This window comes from Saccharopolyspora sp. NPDC047091 (assembly GCF_040643635.1).
Taxonomy (GTDB): Bacteria; Actinomycetota; Actinomycetes; order Mycobacteriales; family Pseudonocardiaceae; genus Saccharopolyspora_C.
This window is the reverse complement of sequence record NZ_JBEYUS010000007.1, coordinates 110,078-125,906: the sequence shown is the minus strand read 5'-3', so window position 1 is coordinate 125,906 and position 15,829 is coordinate 110,078. Positions and strand designations below refer to the sequence as shown.

Below are 15,829 nucleotides of genomic sequence, written 5' to 3'. Positions count from 1 at the left end.
GACGAACTCGCCCGCGGGCCGCACCGCCTGGACGTGTTCGAGAACGGCGCGCGGCAGGAGCGCCGCCTTCCGGGTCCCGTGCCCCTCCCCCGCGGAGCGCGGCGCGGGCGCGCGAGATCGACCCGCGACCGCCGGATCCGATGATCCGAACCGGCTCCCGCTGATCACTCGCGCCCCGGCGGACGTGACCGGCGTGGCGACGGCGGCCGGAATCCGCTCGGGCTCAGGGCGCGCCGGAGGTGAGGCGGTCGGCGGAGATCGGGTCGTCGTGGTGCAGCGGCGCGAGGATGCCGAACACGCAGGAGGCGGTGCTGATCCACAGGATGGCGGCGGCGAGGACGAGCGCGGCGGCGCCACCGGCCGCCCACAGCAGCAGCGAACAGGGCCAAGCGATCACGGGCTGGCCGACCACGGCCCTGCGCACCCAGCGGTTGCGTTCGATCACCATGCGTCGAGCATGACCCGCGGCGGGCGGCGCGGCCAGGGTGCGAACCCGGACCTTTCCCCGACTTATCCCCCAGGTGGGCGAGATTTAACCGGACGTGCTGGTCAAGCCACCGAGAAGAGCAATGCGGTGGCGACGGCGGCGATGCCTTCACCGCGGCCGGTGAGACCGAGCCCGTCGCTGGTCGTGCCGGACACCGACACCGGCGCGCCGAGCACCTCGGAGAGCACCTGCTGCGCCTCCTCGCGGCGCTTGCCGATGCGGGGCGCGTTGCCGATGACCTGCACGGTGGCGTTGCCGACCTGGAACCCGGCCGCGGTGGTCCGGGCCAGCACCTCGGTGAGCAGTTCCGCCCCGTGCGCCCCGGCCCAGCGATCGCCGCCGGTGCCGAACACGGCGCCCAGGTCGCCGAGCCCCGCGGCGGACAGCAGCGCGTCGCACAGCGCGTGCGCCGCGACGTCCCCGTCGGAGTGACCGCTGCACCCGTCGACGCCGGGCCACCGCAGTCCGGCGATCCAGCACTCCCGCCCGGCTTCCACGGGGTGCACGTCGACGCCTTGGCCGATCCTCGGCAGCGGTCCGGTCACCGGGGTTCTCCGATCGGTTCGGCGGCGAGCACCGACTCGGCGACCGCCAGGTCGAAAGCGGTGGTGATCTTCAGGGCGTTCGGGTGACCGGGCACGGTGCGCACGTCGCCGCCGACTCGTTCCACGAGTCCGGCGTCGTCGGTGGCGGCGTCCCCGGCCGCGGCGTACGCGGCGCGCAGCACGTCGGGCCGGAAGCCCTGCGGGGTCTGCACGCTGCGGAGCAGGGACCGGTCGACGGTCGCGGTGACCGCGCCGTCCTGGTCGACCTGCTTGATGGTGTCGGCGACGGGCAGCACCGGAATCACAGCGGGTGCCCCGGCGAGCACGGCATCCACCACGTCACCGATCACGTCGGGCGGGGTGAACGCACGGGCCGCGTCGTGCACCAGCACCACGTCGGCGTCGGGCACGGCCCGTTCGGTGACGGCGAGCGCGAGGCGGACGGATTCGGTGCGGTCGGCACCTCCGGCCACCACGTGCACGGCGGCCGCGTCGAACTCACCGAGCTCGCGTTCGACCACGTCGACCTGGTCCGGCGGTGCGGCGACGATCACGTGGTGCACGCGCCCGGAGGCCAGGAGACCACCGACCGCGCGCACCAGCAGAGATCGGCCCGCGACCTGGACCAGTGCTTTCGGCATCCCGGCACCGAGGCGCACACCGCGCCCGGCGGCCGGAACGAGGGCCACCACCGTCACGTTGAGCAGAACCCGCCGATCACACGGCCGTGGCGAGAACTTCGTCCAACAGGGACTCGGCCTTGCCTTCGTCGGTCCCCTCGGCCAGCGCCAATTCGCTGACCAGTATTTGCCTGGCCTTGGCCAACATGCGCTTTTCACCCGCGGACAGGCCACGGTCCTTCTCGCGCCGCCAGAGGTCGCGCACCACTTCGGCCACCTTGTTCACATCGCCGGAGGCGAGCTTCTCCACGTTGGCCTTGTACCGCCGGGACCAGTTAGTCGGTTCCTCGGTGTGCGGGGCGCGCAGCACGTCGAAGACGCGGTCCAGACCCTCTTGACCGACGACGTCCCGAACACCGACGATCTCGGCGTTGTCAGCGGGAACTCGAACGGTCAAGTCACCTTGCGCGACCTTGAGGACGAGGTATTGCTTCTCCTCGCCCTTGATCACACGGGTCTCGATTGCTTCGATGAGCGCGGCGCCGTGATGCGGGTAGACGACGGTCTCTCCGACCTTGAAAACCATGTGTCCTCTGCCCCTTTCGCTGCGCCCAGCTTAGCATGCGCGGCAACCGAGCCTCGACCGGCTCCCGTCTGTCGTCGCAGGTCAGGACGCGATCGGGGGTTGACAAACAGGCTCCGGACATGCATCCGGAGGCCCCCGAAAGGGGCCGTTTGATCCACTGTGGACACCTTCCGAACACGGTTCTCGACCCTGGACCGGGGGCCGATGTGGGGTCTGCCTACTGGTCCCCGGGAGCCGACCATTAAGCTCCATCGCGGTCGTCCGGCTATCAGGAAGGACACTGCCACCGTGAGCCGCCTTCAGCACCACACCTTCCGCGTGCGGTTGACCTCGGCCGCCCTCGGCCTGGGCGCCGTTCTGGCGCTCGCCGGATGCAGCGCCGGGCAGGTCACCGAGACCGACACGCAGGTCGCCGCCGTCGCGGGCGGCAGCGGAGACGCCGGCGGCATCGGCGTCCGGAACGCGACGCTGGCCTTCCCGGAGACCGGGAGCCGCTACCCCCAGGGCGCATCGGCCCCGCTGGCCGCCGTGCTGATCAACGACGGCGCGGAGGCGGACCGCCTGGTCCAGGTGTCCTCCACCTACGCGGCCTCGGTCGACGTCGGCCAGACCCGCGTCCTGCCGTCGCGGGCCGCGCTGCACGCCTACGCCGAGCCGACCACCCCGGCCGCCGGGCAGCAGCCCGGGCAGGGCCCCGGCGCCGACCAGCAGCAGGTCTCGATCACGCTGAAGGGCCTCACCCAGGACATCACGCCCGGCGTGACCATCCCGGTGACCTTCGTGTTCGAGAAGGCGGGCCCGCTCACCGTGCAGGTCCCGATCGGCGAGGACTCCACGCCGCGCCCGGACACCGGTGGCGAGGAATCGCACCACTGACAGCCAGCTCGAACAGCAGCCGGAGGCCGTCCCGTCGGGGGCGGCCTCCGCTGCGTCCGGGGCCTGCTCGCCGAGCGGGCGCCGACACGCGGGCGTGTGTCGGCACGGGCCCCGTCGGGGTCGGCTTATAGCCTCGCCCCGTGCCTACCAAGAACGCCCGTCCCGCCTACCGCTGCGCCGAATGCGGTCACGAGGTCGCGAAGTGGGTCGGCCGCTGCCCGAAGTGCCACGAGTGGAACACCGTGGAGGAAGCGGCCCCGGCGCGGCCCGCGCTGGCGAAGCTGTCCGCGGCCGCGCCGTCCAGCACGGCCCGACCGATCGGCGAAGTGGACCTGGACTCGGCGCGGGCCGTCCCGACCGGCATCGCCGAGCTGGACCGGGTGCTCGGCGGCGGCATCGTGCCGGGCGCGGTGATGCTGCTGGCCGGTGAGCCCGGGGTCGGCAAGTCGACGCTGCTGCTGGAGGTCGCGCACCGCTGGGCCGCGGCCCGCTCCGGCGGACCCTCGCTGTACATCACGGGCGAGGAATCGGCCGGTCAGGTGCGGCTGCGCGCGGAACGGACGAACTCGCTGGACCCGGAGCTGTTCCTGGGCTCGGAGAACGACCTGTCCGCGGTGCTCGGGCACGTGGAGGCGGTCAAGCCGGGGCTGCTGATCGTGGACTCGGTGCAGACGGTGCAGTCCCCGGACGTGGACGGCACCCCCGGCGGCGTGACGCAGGTGCGGGCGGTGACCTCGGGCCTGGTGGCGCTGGCGAAGGAGCGCGGGCTGCCGGTGGTGCTGGTCGGGCACGTGACGAAGGACGGCGCCGTCGCGGGCCCGCGCGCCCTGGAGCACCTGGTGGACGTGGTGCTCAACTTCGAGGGAGACCGGCATTCGGCGCTGCGGATGCTGCGCGGCATCAAGAACCGGTTCGGCCCGGCCGACGAGGTCGGCTGCTTCGAGCAGCGCGACGACGGCATCGCCGAGGTCACCGACCCGTCCGGGCTGTTCCTGAACCGGCAGGAGGCGGCGGTGCCGGGCACCGCGGTCACCGTGATGGTGGAGGGCAAGCGGCCGCTGCTGGCGGAGGTGCAGGCGCTGGTCGCCCCCACCCAGATGCAGATCCCGCGGCGGGCGGTGAGCGGCCTGGACTCGGCCCGGGTGTCGATGACGCTGGCGGTGCTGGACAAGCGCGGCCGGATCCGCACCGGGGAGAAGGAGGTGTTCGCGGCGACGGTCGGCGGCATGAAGGTCACCGAGCCCGCTGCGGACCTGGCGGTGGCGCTGGCGGTGGCCTCCTCGGCGCTGGACGTGCCGCTGCCGCCGAACATCGTGGTGATCGGCGAGGTCGGGCTGGCCGGGGAGATCCGCCGGGTGAGCGGGGTCGGCAGGCGGCTCGCGGAGGCCGCGCGGCTCGGCTTCGACCGGGCGCTGGTGCCGCCGGACTCGGGCCGGCTGCCACCGGGCATCCGGGCCACCGAGGTACCGGACATCAAGACGGCGCTGAAGTCCCTGCGCTCGCGCTGATCTCCTGTCGTCGAACTCGTCGCGCGCCGGTCTGGGGGTAGCGGTGGTGGAGGGTCATCCCGAGTCGTTGCGGACGACGCTGGCGTGGCTGGCGCCCGGGACGGCGCTGCGGGACGCGCTGGAGCGCATCCTGCGGGGCCGCACCGGGGCGCTGATCGTGCTGGGCCACGACGCGACCGTGGAGTCGATCTGCGACGGCGGTTTCCGGCTGGACGTGGCGTTCAGCGCCACCCGGCTCCGCGAGCTGTCCAAGATGGACGGTGCGGTGGTGCTGTCCACGGACGCGACCCGCATCCTGCGGGCGAACGTGCAGCTGGTGCCGGACCCGACGATCCCCACCGACGAATCGGGGACCCGGCACCGCACGGCGGAGCGCACCGCCATCCACACCGGTCATCCGGTCGTGTCGGTGAGCCAGTCGATGAGCCTGGTCAGCGTCTACATCCACGGCTACCGGCACGTGCTGTCGGGCTCGCCGGAGATCTTGTCCCGGGCGAACCAGGCGCTGGCCACGCTGGAGCGCTACACGGCCCGGCTGGCCGAGGTGACGCACACGCTGACCGCGCTGGAGGTCGCGGACGCGGTGACGCTGCGGGACGCGATGACCGTGGTGCAGCGCCTGGAGATGGTGCGCCGCATCTCGGACGAGATCGGCGGCGCGGTCGTCGAGCTGGGCAGCGACGGCCGGTTGATCGAACTGCAGCTGGACGAGCTGGTCGGCGGCATCGACGTGGACCGGGAACTGGTGGTGCAGGAGTACCTGCCGACCGCGGACGGGCTGGCGACGACGGAGCAGGTGGACGCGGCGCTGGCGGAGCTGGACGCGACGGCGCTGCTCGACCTGACCGCGGTGGCGCGGGCGTTCGGCTACTCCGGCCGGGCGGAGGACCTGGAGGAGCCGCTGCGGCCGCGCGGCTACCGGCTGCTGGCCAGGGTGCCGCGGCTGCCGCCCGCGGTGCGCAGGCAGCTGGTGGCGCACTTCGGGTCGCTGCAGGCGATGCTGGCAGCGGACGTCCCGCAGCTGTGCGAGGTGGAGTTCGTCGGCGAGGCCCGCGCCCGCTCCCTCCGCGACGCGCTGGCCCGGCTCGCCGAAGCGGGCCGCCACCTCTGATCCGCCCAGCTGATCCGCGCCTCCGCTCCGCCCAGCCGACCGACGCCCCTGATCGGCATCGCTGATCGACGCCCGTGGTCGACGCCGCTGCTCCGCACCGCTGACCGACGCATCTGATCGACGCCCCTGATCCGCACCGCTGACCGGCGCCCGTCGTCGGCGCCCCTGATCGACGCGGCGGACGGCGGCGGGCGGTGTCAGCCGGTGATGCGGAAGGGCACGGGTTCGCTGACCATCCGGTCCAGCCGGGCGCCGACCACGTACGCGCCCGCGGGCGCGGTGTCGCGTTCGGCGGCGCACTGGGCGGGGCTCGCGTCGCGGGTGGAGGCGACGCCGGTCCACCGGATCTCGTTGCGCACGGATTTCCCGGGTTCGAGCAGGGGCTTCTCGTTGGTGGACTCGACCTGGCAGTCGTTGCTGGACCAGAACCTGGTGCCGTCCTCGGTGGACACGACGACCTCGCGGAGCATCCGGTCGGTGTTCCGGACGCAGGGCTGGGAGCTGGCGTTGGTGATGATCATCCGCAGTTCGACGGGCTCGCCCGCCGGGAAGCTCGGGCGGGCCGGTTCGGCGGCGATCCGGAGGTCCTGGTCGGCGCAGGCGGGCGGTGGCGGCGGGGTAGCCGGTGCGGGCGGTGGTGGCGGTGCCGCTGCCGCGCGCGGGTCGGCCGGAGGTGGCGCGGCCTGCGGGGCGGGCTCGGATGCGCGGGGGAGCAGGACTCCGGCGAGGACGACGATCCCCCACAGCGCCAGGGCCATGACCAGCAGGAACACGCCTACTGCCAGTGCACGGCGACGCCAGTACACCTCGCGGGGAAGCGGTCCGATGGGATCCAGCACGCTCCGACGGTAACCCGGCGATACCGCCGAACGGCCCTATGCACTTGACCCCGATCAGGTGTATTGGCTCGGTTGATCAGTTGCGTTCTGCAACCCCTTCGGGCGACTCACTCACGAGCGCGGGGCGGGCGCGGGTGACCCGGACGAGTGGTGGCAGGATCGAATCCGAGATGACGACGATCACCTGGGAACCCACCGAACTCATCGACTGGTTCGCCGCCGAAGCCCGTCCGCTGCCGTGGCGCGCGCCGGGCGTCACCGGCTGGGGCGTGCTGGTCAGCGAGACCATGCTGCAGCAGACGCCGGTGAACCGGGTCGCCCCGATCTGGCAGGAGTGGATGGAGCGCTGGCCGCGCCCGTCCGACCTGGCCGCGGCCACCCAGGCCGAACTGCTGCGCGCCTGGGGCAAGCTCGGCTACCCGCGCCGGGCGCTGCGGCTGCACCAGGCGGCGGCCGCCATCGCCGCCGATCACGGCGACGTCGTTCCGTCCGATGTGGACACGTTGTTGGCGCTGCCGGGCATCGGCGCGTACACGGCGCGCGCGGTGGCCGCGTTCGCCTACGGCAAGCGGGCTCCGGTGGTGGACACCAACGTGCGCCGGGTGGTGGCGCGCGCGGTGCACGGCGCGGGCGACGCCGGACCGCCGTCGACGAAGCGGGACCTGGCGGACGTGGACGTGCTGCTGCCGTCCGACGACGCGAACGCGGCCCGGCTCTCGGCGGCGCTGATGGAGCTGGGGCAGGTCGTGTGCACGGTCCGCTCCCCCGCCTGCGAGCGCTGCCCGATCGCGGCGGACTGCGCGTGGCAGCACGCCGGCCGTCCCGCCTACGCGGGACCGCCGAAGAAGGTGCAGAAGTTCGCGGGCACCGACCGGCAGGTGCGCGGCAAGCTGCTGGACGTGCTGCGCGGAGCGGAGGGCCCGGTGCCGCGCGCCGCGCTCGACGCGGTGTGGCAGGACGCGGGGCAGCGGGACCGCTGCCTGGATTCCCTGCTGGTGGACGGATTGCTGGAGCAGACCGAGGACGGCCGCTTCGCCCTCCCCGGCGAGCACTGAGCCGACGACGGCCCGGAGGGCGGAACCGATGGCGCAGGCGCTGACCGTGTTCTTCGACGACGCGACCGAACGCCGGTTGCGGGAGCTGCGGGACACCGCGGCCGCGGCGGGGGTTCCGGTGCTGGCCGGCAGGCCCGGCGTGACGCTGGCTTCGGCGAGCGCGATCCCCGCCGCCGCCCGGTCGGCGCTGCGCGCGGAGCTGCGGGCGCTGTTCCTGCCGGACCTGTGGTTCTACACGCTCGGCACGTTCCCGGGCGAGGACGCGGTGCTGCTGCTGACGGCGGTGGTGGACGCGGAGCTGCTGGCGGTGCACTCGGCGGTGCACGACGCGCTCGCGGGCAAGGTGTCGAACCCGTCGGCGTACCACTTCCCCGGGGCCTGGATCCCGCACTGCGCGCTGACGCCGGTGCTGGGCGGTGCGGAGCTCACCGCGGGGTTCGCCGCGCTGCGCGCGGTGGAGCCGGTGCGGGCGGCGGTCGCGGAGGTGGCGGTGCTGGACTCCCGCGACGACAGCGCGGACGTGCTCGTCGAACGGTGATCGCCGGAGCTGCGGGCTCCGCGACCTGACGCGGTTCCGCCGCCGATATCCGGCGGCGCTGCTCGCTCGACGGGGACCACCGGCTCCTGATCACCGGGTGTTGCGCGCTGATCCCCGACCACAGCACTGATCTCCGGACGCCGCGGGACGTTCAGCCGACCCCAGGACACCGACCACGGGACGTTCAGCTGCTCCCAGGACGCCGAGCCCAGCCGCCGCGCCCCGATCCCCCGACGCTGGTCCCAGCCGCCGCATGCCGACCCCGGACGCCGAACCCAGCCATCACGGCGCTGCTCCCCGGACGCCGACCACCGGGCGCCGCACGCTGATCCTCGGAAGCCGATCGCCCACCACCGCCCGCCGCTCCCCGGCCGCCGAGCGCGGCCGACCGACCCCGAACCGCCCGTCCGCGCCCGTCCGCGCCCGTCCGCGCGCGGCCGCGCGCGGCCGCCGCAGCGCCGCCCGAGCCCGCGGAGCAGGCCCCGGAACGGGTGATCCGCAGTCGCCCGAACATCCGCCGCCGGGCGCGCGGAACCCCGCCCACCAGCGAAGTCGATCCCTCCTTTGTGGACTACCACCGGTGCTCGCCCGAGTTGCTCCCGCCCAGGTGAGGGGCCACTTTGGACCGGCATCCTGTCACGCGGCGTGAGGAGCGAGATGGACGTCGAGGGCGTGAGCATCGTGGCGCGCGGGATCACGGCAACCGGGCCGGAAGGCATCGTCTTCGAGAACGTCGACGCGCGCGTGTACCCGGGGGAGCTCGCGGTCGTCCTCGGCGAGGGCGGCACCGGCCGCACCTCCCTGCTGCTCGCGCTGTCCGGCAGGCTGCGCATCGTCGCCGGGCGCATCGAGATCGACGAGGCACCGCGCCGCGCGGGCCTGGTGCGCCGCGTCGTCGTCCCCGCTCGTCTCTCCCCCGGTTTCGAACTGGACGGCAGGCTCCGGGTCCGCGAGGCCATCCGGGAACGCCGCCTCACCGCCCGCGTCTCCGCGCCGGACGTGGACCGGGCGCTGGCGCTGGTCGGGGTGGACGTGGACCGGGCCGCGCTGATCGACGAGTTGTACCCGGACGACCGGCTGCTGCTCGCGATCGCGCTCGCCACCGCGGGCGGCCCGCCGGGGATCGTGGTGGACGACGTGACCGCCGGGCTGCTGCCGTCCGGGCGCAACCGGGTGTGGTCGGCGCTGCGGGTCGTCGCCGACACCGGGACGACCGTGCTGGCCAGCGCCACCGAACCCGGGTCGGAGGCGGACGTGCTGATCCGGTTGCCGTACAACGTCGTCGACTTCGGCGACGACACCGGCGGGTTGCCGCTGTTCAGCTCCACCGCGGGCGAGGACCTCCGGTGAAGGCGCTGTACCTGGCGTGGCTGGAGCTGCGGCGCTTCCGCGGGCCGTGGCGCCGGTTCGCGCCCGCCGTGCTGATCCTCGTCCCGCTGCTGTACGGGGCGCTGTTCCTGTGGTCCAACTGGGACCCGTACGGGCGGACCGCGCAGGTGCCGGTGGCGGTGGTCAACTCCGACCGGCCCGCCGACCACAACGGGGAGCAGATCAACGCCGGCGAGCAGTTCGTGCAGCAGCTGCGCACCACCGACTCGTTCCAGTGGCACTTCGTCGACGCGAACACCGCGCGCCGCGGCCTGGAGGACGGCCGCTACTACTTCACGATCCGCGTCCCGGAGGACTTCAGCACCCGGCTGGCGCACTCCACGCGCAGCGCCCCGCAACGTCCCGCAGTGCTGCTGACCAGGAACGACGCGAACGGCCACCTGGCGGGGATCATGGCGGACACGGCGCGCTACGAGCTGCAGAACCAGATCAACGCGGCCGCGTACGCCGCCTACGCGCGCGGGCTGTACGGCGACCTGGGCGAGGTGCGCGGCAAGCTCGGCACCGCATCGGAGGTCTCCGAGCAGCTGGTGCAGGGCACCCAGCTGAGCAAGCAGAGCACGGGGGCGCTGGCCCGCGGCCTCACCGGGGTGCGGGACGGCGCGGGACGGGTCTCCGGCGGGGCGCGGGACGTCGCCGACGCGTCCGCGGAGCTCGACGACAAGCTGTCCTCGATCACCGACTTCACCGGGCAGCGGCTGCCCGCCGCCACCGATGCGCTGCTGGACGCGAGCTCCTCCGCGGTCGCCGACCTCAACTCGATCTCCGGCGGGGCCGCGGCGGCGCAGCGGCAGGCGAGCGGATCGGCGGGTGCCCTGGAGCAGCTGGCGCAGCGGCACCCGGACCTGGCGGGCGACCCGCTGTACCGGTCCGCGCTGGCCGACGCGCGGCGGCTCGCCGCCACCACCTCGGCGCTCGACGGCACGGCGCGGGACGCGCAGGGCACCGCCGCCGACGCCCAGGACCGGGCGCTGGCGCTGCGCGACGAGCTCGCGCCGATGCAGGAGGCGGCGAACGACCTCACCGAACCGGCCGGCCGGCTGCGGATCGCGTCCGCGGAGCTCACCGGCGGCTCCGGCGGGCTCACCCAGGGCGTGAACGCGCTGGTCGCGAACATCGGCGTCGCCCAGACCAGCTCGGGCCAGCTGCACGACGGCGCGCGGCGCCTCGCCGACCAGGTGCGGGACAGCCTGGACCGGATGCCGCCCGCCGGTCCGACGGAGGTCGCGCGGGCCTCCGGCGAACTCGGCACGCCGTCGGTGGTGCGGGCGACGACGCTGAACTCGGCCGACGTGTACGGGCGCGGGGTGGCGCCGCTGTTCTTCGCGATCGCGCTGTGGGTGTTCGGGCTGTTCGCCTACCTGCTGTTCGCGCCGCTGAACCGGCGGGCGCTGGGTGGGCGCACCAATCCGCTGTCCATCGCCGTCGGCGGCCTGCTGCCCGCGGCGGCGCTCGGGGTGATCGGCGGGCTGGTGCTGCTGGGCGCGGCGGACCTGGTGCTCGGGCTCGACCCGGTGGACCTGCCCGCCGCGGTGGGGCTGGTCGCGCTGGCGGCGGCCGCGTTCACCGCGGTGAACCACTTCCTGCGGGCGGCGTTCGGCGTGGTCGGCGGGCTGGTGTCGGTGACGTTGATGCTGGTGCAGATCACCGCCTCCGGCGGGCTGTACCCGGTGGAGACCGCACCGGCGCCGTTCCAGGCGCTGCACCAGGTGCTGCCGATGAGCTACCTGGTGGACGGGCTGCGGGTCGCGTTCACCGGCGGCGAGTCCGCGCACCTGGCGCGGGACGCGATCGTGCTCGGCGGGGTGCTCATCGGGTTCCTGCTGCTGACCTCGCTGGTGGTGCTGCGGCACCGGACGTGGACGATCGGCAGGCTGCACCCGCAGCTGGAGCTGTGAGCCCCGCTGCGCTGCTCGTCAGGCCCGGGGCGGACCCGTAGGCTGCGTACATGGCTGTTGTGAAGATCAACGCGATCGAGGTCCCCGAGGGCTCCGGCCCCGAACTGGAGAAGCGCTTCGCCGGGCGCCACGGCTCGGTGGAGGACTCCCCCGGTTTCCTCGGCTTCGAGCTGCTGCGGCCCGTGCAGGGCGACACCCGGTACTTCGTCTACACGAAGTGGGAGTCCGAAGAGGACTTCCAGAACTGGGCGCAGGGCCCGGCGAAGGCCGCGCACTCCGGCGAGCACAAGAACACCGTCGCCACCGGCTCCAGCCTGCTGGAGTTCGAGGTCGTCCAGGAGAAGCACAAGGACGCGTGAGCGTTCTCCCGGGCGGGCACCGCGCCCGCCCGGGATCCGAGGGGTGAGGAGCGCGGTGAGCACGGACGCGGTCGCCGCCGCGGCGGCGGAGATCGCCGGGGCGGAAGCGCTGCTGGTGTGCGCGGGCGCGGGGATCGGTGTCGACTCCGGGCTCCCCGACTTCCGCGGCGACGCCGGTTTCTGGCGGGCGTACCCGCCGTACGAGCGGCTCGGGTTGAGCTTCGTCGAGGTCGCCGATCCGGTGCACTTCGCCGAAGATCCCGCGCTCGCGTGGGGTTTCTACGGGCACCGGCTCGGGCTGTACCGCGCGACGGTGCCGCACGAGGGCTTCGCGATCCTGCACCGGTGGGCGCGGCGGATGCCGCTCGGCGCGCGGGTGTTCACCTCGAACGTCGACGGCCAGTTCCAGGTCGCCGGGTTCGCGCCGGAGCACGTCGCCGAGTGCCACGGCAGCATCCACCGGTTGCAGTGCCTGGAACCGTGCACCGACGACGTGTGGTCGGCCGCCGACGTCTCGGTGCGGGTCGATCCGGCGACGATGCGCGCGGAATCCCCGCTGCCCGCCTGCCGGAACTGCGGCGGCACGGCGCGGCCGAACATCTTGATGTTCGGGGACTGGAGCTGGGTCGCCGGGGACGCGCAGCCGCGGCTGGACGCGCTGCAGGCGTGGCGGCGGTCGCTGCGGGCGGCGCGGCTGGTGGTGGTGGAGCTCGGCGCGGGCACCGCGGTGCCGACGGTGCGCAGGCACGCCGAACTGGCCTCGGCCGCGTCCGGGGCGCTGATCCGCATCAACCCGCGCGAACCCGACGTGCGCCACGGCCGCGGCCTCTCCCTGCCGCAGCCCGCGCTGCCGGCCTTGCGCGCCATCGATGCCGCGCTCAACGCATGAACGCCCGCCACTGCGAGCACAACACCCGGCGAGCAGAGCCGCGCCACCGCAGATCGTGCCTGCTTCCGGTCGGCGCGAAGCGCTGAGCCGCCGACCACGCACGCACCCGGACCACCCGCGGGTTCTCAGCGGGATTCGCGCGAGGACGGCTTTTCCCCTCGTGGCGGAGCCGCTCGGGAAAACGATCCCGCAGCGAGAGTCCCGCTGAGGTTCCCCAGGGCGGGACGAGTCCGGCGCGGCCTCAGCCAGGGATCACCAGGTGGGTGCTGATGGCGCGGTGGTCGCTGCCGGGGACGTCGTGCACCTGGTAGTCCTGCGGGACGAGGCCTTCGCTGATCAGCACGTGGTCGATGGTGACGCGCGGCGTCCAGCCCGCGCCCCAGGTCGGGGCGAGCCCGTCCCCGGTGACCTCGGCGACGTCGGCGTAGCCGCCGCCCAGCAGCGCCCGCAGCGGCGAGTTGTCCAGCGTCGCGTTGAAATCCCCGGCGAGGATCCGCGGCACGGCGCGCTCCCCCGGCGGGCGCGGCAGCGCGTCGATCTCCTGCCGCCAGCGGCCGGCCGTGTCCGCCCCCATCGGGTAGAGCGGGTGCACCGCGACGAACTCGACCTCGCGCCCGCCCGGCAGCCGGATCAGCGCGGACGGCTGGGCCAGCGAGGTCGGCGGCACCAGCGCCAGCTCGCGCAGCGGGAACCGGGACGCGATGCCGCTGCCGTCGGCCCGCGGCCCGCTGTGCAGCACCCGGTGCGGGAGCAGGTCGGCGAGCCCGGCGCGGTCCAGCGCGGCGGCGGCCTCCGGGGTGAGCTCCTGCAGGCTCAGCACGTCGACCCGCCCGTCCCGCACCAGGTCCACGACCCGTTCCGCGTCGGCCCGGCCGAAAAACAGGTTGACCGACAGCACGCGCAGCGGTGAACCTTGCACCGGTGTCGGCGAATCCGGGATCGCCCGGGGGAGCACCAGGACCGCCAGCACCACCGACAGCAGACCCACCAGCAGCGTGCTCAGCCACCGGCGCAGCGCCAGGCCCAGCACGGTCAGCACGACCCCCACCGGCACGGCGTACGGCAGGGTCGCGGTCAGCGCGATCAGGTAGCGGTTCGCGGTGTCGAACCCCAGCAGCGCGGGTGCCGCCCACGCGGCGGTGCCGAGCACGGCGAGCACGAACAGCGCGGTCGCGCACCCGTTCTTGCGGCGCGGCGCTCCGGTCTCGGGTTCGGCGACCGCCGCGTCCATCCAGCACCCCCGATGTCGTGCGGCTCACCCGCGCCGTCAGCGCGCTGTGCGCGCGTTGTCAGCGGCACCCCCGATGGTGGGGAGCATAGCGAATCGAGGAGGCGGGATGTCCTACGCGATCCAGGCAGAGGGCCTGGTGAAACGCTTCGGCGCGACCACCGCGCTGGACGGCGTCGACCTGGCCGCGCCGACCGGCTCGATCCTCGGGGTGCTGGGGCCGAACGGGGCGGGCAAGACGACGGCGGTGCGCATCCTGGCGACGCTGCTGCGGCCGGACGCGGGCCGGGCCACCGTGGCGGGGCGCGACCTGCAGCGGGAGGCGGTGGCGGTGCGCGGCCGCATCGGGCTGACCGGGCAGTACGCGTCGGTGGACGAGGAGCTGACCGGGGTGGAGAACCTGGTGCTCATCGGCCGGTTGCTGGAGCTGCCGCGGCGGGACGCGCGGGCGCGGGCGGCGGAGCTGCTGGAGCGCTTCGGGCTCACCGACGCGGGCGGCCGCGCGATCAAGACCTATTCGGGCGGGATGCGCAGGCGGCTGGACCTGGCCGCCAGCATCGTCGGCAGGCCCGAGGTGCTGTACCTGGACGAGCCGACGACCGGGCTGGACCCGCGCAGCCGCAACCAGGTGTGGGACATGGTCACCGGGCTCACCGACGAGGGCGTCACGGTCCTGCTGACCACCCAGTACCTGGAGGAGGCCGACCAGCTGGCCGACCGGATCAGCGTGATCGACCACGGCCGGGTGGTGGCGGAGGGCCGCGCCGACGAGCTCAAGCGCCGCACCGGCAAGCAGACCCTGCAGGTGCGGCCCAGCGGCGCGGAGGACGTGCCGGAGGTGCGGCGCATCGTCGCCGAGCTCACCGGCGCGCAGCCGGCCACCGCCGACGACGGCGGCCTGATCACCGCGCCGGTGGACGATCCGGTGCTGCTGTCGACCCTGGTCCGCAGGCTCGACGACGCGGGGATCACCGCCGACGAACTCGCCTTGCGGCTGCCCAGCCTGGACGAGGTGTTCCTCGCCCTGACCGGGAAGCCCGCCGCGGAAGAGGGGACCGCAGCATGACCAGCACGATCGAACGCGCCACCGGGACCGAGGCGTCCCCGCACCCGCAGGAGCGCATCGGACCGCTGCGCACCGTGCGGCACGGGCTGACGCTCGCCGGGCGCAGCGTGCTCAAGATCCGCAAGTCGCCGGAGGGGCTGCTGGACGTCACGCTGCAGCCGATCCTGTTCCTGGTGATGTTCGTGTACCTGTTCGGCGGCGCGATCGCCCAGGACACCGGCGCCTACCTGCAGCAGACGCTGCCGGGCGTGATGGCGATGAACATGATCTTCGGCAGCCTCGGCACCGGGATGCAGCTCAACACCGACATCAGCAAGGGCGTCTTCGACCGGTTCCGTAGCCTGCCCATCGCCCGCTCCGCGCCGCTGATCGGGGCGGTGTTCGGCGACGTGGTGCGCTACGTGGTGTCGGTGGCGGTGCTGCTGGCGGTGGCGACGCTGATGGGGTTCCGCATCGAGACCGGGCCGCTGCAGGCGTTCGCCGCGTTCCTGGTCGCGCTGGCGTTCGCGCTCTCGATGTGCTGGATCACGGTGTTCCTCGGAATGCTGATCCGCAGCCAGCAGGCGCTGCCGGGCGTGGCGATGGCGTTCATGTTCCCGCTGACGATGGGCAGCAACGTGTTCGTGCCGACGGAGACGATGCCGGGCTGGTTGCAGGCGTGGGTGCAGGTGAACCCGGTGACGCAGCTGGCGGACACCGCGCGCGGGCTGATGATCGGCGGGCCGGTGGCCGGTCCGCTCACGGCGACCGTGATCTGGATGGTGGTGTTGACCGCGGTGTTCTTCCCGCTGGCGATGTGGGCCTACCGGAAGCGGGTGTGAGTTCGCCGGGCGGG

At 73.7% G+C, this 15,829-nt stretch carries 17 protein-coding genes; 11 read left to right on the top strand and 6 right to left on the bottom strand.

Translation table 11 applies throughout. The features are described from left to right. Positions 1–223: 223 nt before the first annotated feature. The 4 genes from ABZ805_RS05970 to ABZ805_RS05955 all read right to left on the bottom strand — a co-directional run bounded on the left by ABZ805_RS05970 (position 224) and on the right by ABZ805_RS05955 (position 2,238). The gene (locus ABZ805_RS05970; RefSeq protein ID WP_358435002.1) at positions 224–448 is read right to left on the bottom strand and encodes a hypothetical protein; all 225 of its coding nucleotides are present in this window, start codon (positions 446–448) and stop codon (positions 224–226) included. Positions 449–549: 101 nt separating this feature from the next. Next, positions 550–1,032, bottom strand: a complete 483-nt coding sequence (ispF, locus tag ABZ805_RS05965; protein WP_358434999.1) for a 2-C-methyl-D-erythritol 2,4-cyclodiphosphate synthase — start codon at positions 1,030–1,032, stop codon at positions 550–552. After that, the gene (ispD, locus tag ABZ805_RS05960; RefSeq protein WP_358434996.1) at positions 1,029–1,730 is read right to left on the bottom strand and encodes a 2-C-methyl-D-erythritol 4-phosphate cytidylyltransferase; all 702 of its coding nucleotides are present in this window, start codon (positions 1,728–1,730) and stop codon (positions 1,029–1,031) included. The genes ispF and ispD overlap by 4 nt, the downstream gene beginning before the upstream one ends. Before the next feature lie 19 nt (positions 1,731–1,749). Next, positions 1,750–2,238, bottom strand: coding sequence for a CarD family transcriptional regulator (locus ABZ805_RS05955; RefSeq protein WP_184483481.1), 489 nt, complete (start codon positions 2,236–2,238; stop codon positions 1,750–1,752). A gap of 288 nt (positions 2,239–2,526) precedes the next feature. On the opposite strand from ABZ805_RS05955, the gene ABZ805_RS05950 reads away from it, so the two are divergent. The 3 genes from ABZ805_RS05950 to disA all read left to right on the top strand — a co-directional run bounded on the left by ABZ805_RS05950 (position 2,527) and on the right by disA (position 5,733). After that, positions 2,527–3,114, top strand: a complete 588-nt coding sequence (locus tag ABZ805_RS05950) for a copper chaperone PCu(A)C (RefSeq protein ID WP_358434993.1) — start codon at positions 2,527–2,529, stop codon at positions 3,112–3,114. A 140-nt stretch (positions 3,115–3,254) separates the two neighbouring features. Continuing rightward, positions 3,255–4,622 carry a DNA repair protein RadA gene (radA, locus tag ABZ805_RS05945; protein ID WP_358434990.1) on the top strand — a complete coding sequence of 456 codons (1,368 nt, stop codon included), beginning with the start codon at positions 3,255–3,257 and terminating at the stop codon, positions 4,620–4,622. Between the two features lie 46 nt (positions 4,623–4,668). After that, positions 4,669–5,733 (top strand): DNA integrity scanning diadenylate cyclase DisA, encoded by a 1,065-nt coding sequence (disA, locus tag ABZ805_RS05940; RefSeq protein ID WP_358434988.1) that lies wholly within the window; start codon positions 4,669–4,671, stop codon positions 5,731–5,733. A 197-nt stretch (positions 5,734–5,930) separates the two neighbouring features. Here disA and ABZ805_RS05935 read toward each other — a convergent pair whose 3' ends face one another. After that, the gene (locus ABZ805_RS05935) at positions 5,931–6,572 is read right to left on the bottom strand and encodes a hypothetical protein (RefSeq protein WP_358434985.1); all 642 of its coding nucleotides are present in this window, start codon (positions 6,570–6,572) and stop codon (positions 5,931–5,933) included. Between the two features lie 170 nt (positions 6,573–6,742). On the opposite strand from ABZ805_RS05935, the gene ABZ805_RS05930 reads away from it, so the two are divergent. The 6 genes from ABZ805_RS05930 (at position 6,743) to ABZ805_RS05905 (ending at position 12,700) form a co-directional block, all read left to right on the top strand. Continuing rightward, positions 6,743–7,627 (top strand): A/G-specific adenine glycosylase, encoded by an 885-nt coding sequence (locus ABZ805_RS05930; protein ID WP_358434982.1) that lies wholly within the window; start codon positions 6,743–6,745, stop codon positions 7,625–7,627. A 28-nt stretch (positions 7,628–7,655) separates the two neighbouring features. Continuing rightward, positions 7,656–8,165, top strand: a complete 510-nt coding sequence (locus ABZ805_RS05925; RefSeq protein WP_358434979.1) for a 2'-5' RNA ligase family protein — start codon at positions 7,656–7,658, stop codon at positions 8,163–8,165. A 657-nt stretch (positions 8,166–8,822) separates the two neighbouring features. Continuing rightward, positions 8,823–9,515, top strand: a complete 693-nt coding sequence (locus tag ABZ805_RS05920) for an ATP-binding cassette domain-containing protein (protein ID WP_358434977.1) — start codon at positions 8,823–8,825, stop codon at positions 9,513–9,515. Next, positions 9,512–11,452 carry a YhgE/Pip domain-containing protein gene (locus ABZ805_RS05915; RefSeq protein ID WP_358434975.1) on the top strand — a complete coding sequence of 647 codons (1,941 nt, stop codon included), beginning with the start codon at positions 9,512–9,514 and terminating at the stop codon, positions 11,450–11,452. Before ABZ805_RS05920 ends, ABZ805_RS05915 begins: the two co-directional genes overlap by 4 nt. A gap of 50 nt (positions 11,453–11,502) precedes the next feature. Further along, positions 11,503–11,811, top strand: a complete 309-nt coding sequence (locus tag ABZ805_RS05910) for an antibiotic biosynthesis monooxygenase (protein WP_358434972.1) — start codon at positions 11,503–11,505, stop codon at positions 11,809–11,811. 55 nt (positions 11,812–11,866) lie between these two features. Then, on the top strand, positions 11,867–12,700 hold the full coding sequence (locus ABZ805_RS05905) for a Sir2 family NAD-dependent protein deacetylase (RefSeq protein ID WP_358434969.1): 834 nt from the start codon (positions 11,867–11,869) through the stop codon (positions 12,698–12,700). Between the two features lie 241 nt (positions 12,701–12,941). On the opposite strand, the gene ABZ805_RS05900 is transcribed toward ABZ805_RS05905, so the two are convergent. Then, positions 12,942–13,931, bottom strand: a complete 990-nt coding sequence (locus ABZ805_RS05900) for an endonuclease/exonuclease/phosphatase family protein (RefSeq protein ID WP_358434967.1) — start codon at positions 13,929–13,931, stop codon at positions 12,942–12,944. Positions 13,932–14,037: 106 nt separating this feature from the next. Between ABZ805_RS05900 and ABZ805_RS05895 the strand changes: the two genes are divergently transcribed. Both ABZ805_RS05895 and ABZ805_RS05890 read left to right on the top strand, forming a co-directional pair. Further along, positions 14,038–14,994 (top strand): ATP-binding cassette domain-containing protein, encoded by a 957-nt coding sequence (locus ABZ805_RS05895; RefSeq protein ID WP_358434965.1) that lies wholly within the window; start codon positions 14,038–14,040, stop codon positions 14,992–14,994. Next, positions 14,991–15,815: an ABC transporter permease gene (locus ABZ805_RS05890; RefSeq protein WP_358434963.1), complete on the top strand. Its 825-nt coding sequence runs from the start codon at positions 14,991–14,993 to the stop codon at positions 15,813–15,815. The genes ABZ805_RS05895 and ABZ805_RS05890 overlap by 4 nt, the downstream gene beginning before the upstream one ends. The last annotated feature ends 14 nt before the right edge of the window (positions 15,816–15,829 follow it).

Excerpts from the sequence above, each read along its gene's own strand:
- ABZ805_RS05970 (WP_358435002.1), bottom strand. The coding sequence starts at position 448 with ATGGTGATCGAACGCAACCGCTGGGTGCGCAGGGCCGTGGTCGGCCAG.
- ABZ805_RS05955 (WP_184483481.1), bottom strand. The coding sequence starts at position 2,238 with ATGGTTTTCAAGGTCGGAGAGACCGTCGTCTACCCGCATCACGGCGCC.
- ABZ805_RS05930 (WP_358434982.1), top strand. The coding sequence starts at position 6,743 with ATGACGACGATCACCTGGGAACCCACCGAACTCATCGACTGGTTCGCC.
- ABZ805_RS05925 (WP_358434979.1), top strand. The coding sequence starts at position 7,656 with ATGGCGCAGGCGCTGACCGTGTTCTTCGACGACGCGACCGAACGCCGG.
- ABZ805_RS05920 (WP_358434977.1), top strand. The coding sequence starts at position 8,823 with ATGGACGTCGAGGGCGTGAGCATCGTGGCGCGCGGGATCACGGCAACC.
- ABZ805_RS05910 (WP_358434972.1), top strand. The coding sequence starts at position 11,503 with ATGGCTGTTGTGAAGATCAACGCGATCGAGGTCCCCGAGGGCTCCGGC.
- ABZ805_RS05900 (WP_358434967.1), bottom strand. The coding sequence starts at position 13,931 with ATGGACGCGGCGGTCGCCGAACCCGAGACCGGAGCGCCGCGCCGCAAG.
- ABZ805_RS05895 (WP_358434965.1), top strand. The coding sequence starts at position 14,038 with ATGTCCTACGCGATCCAGGCAGAGGGCCTGGTGAAACGCTTCGGCGCG.
- ABZ805_RS05890 (WP_358434963.1), top strand. The coding sequence starts at position 14,991 with ATGACCAGCACGATCGAACGCGCCACCGGGACCGAGGCGTCCCCGCAC.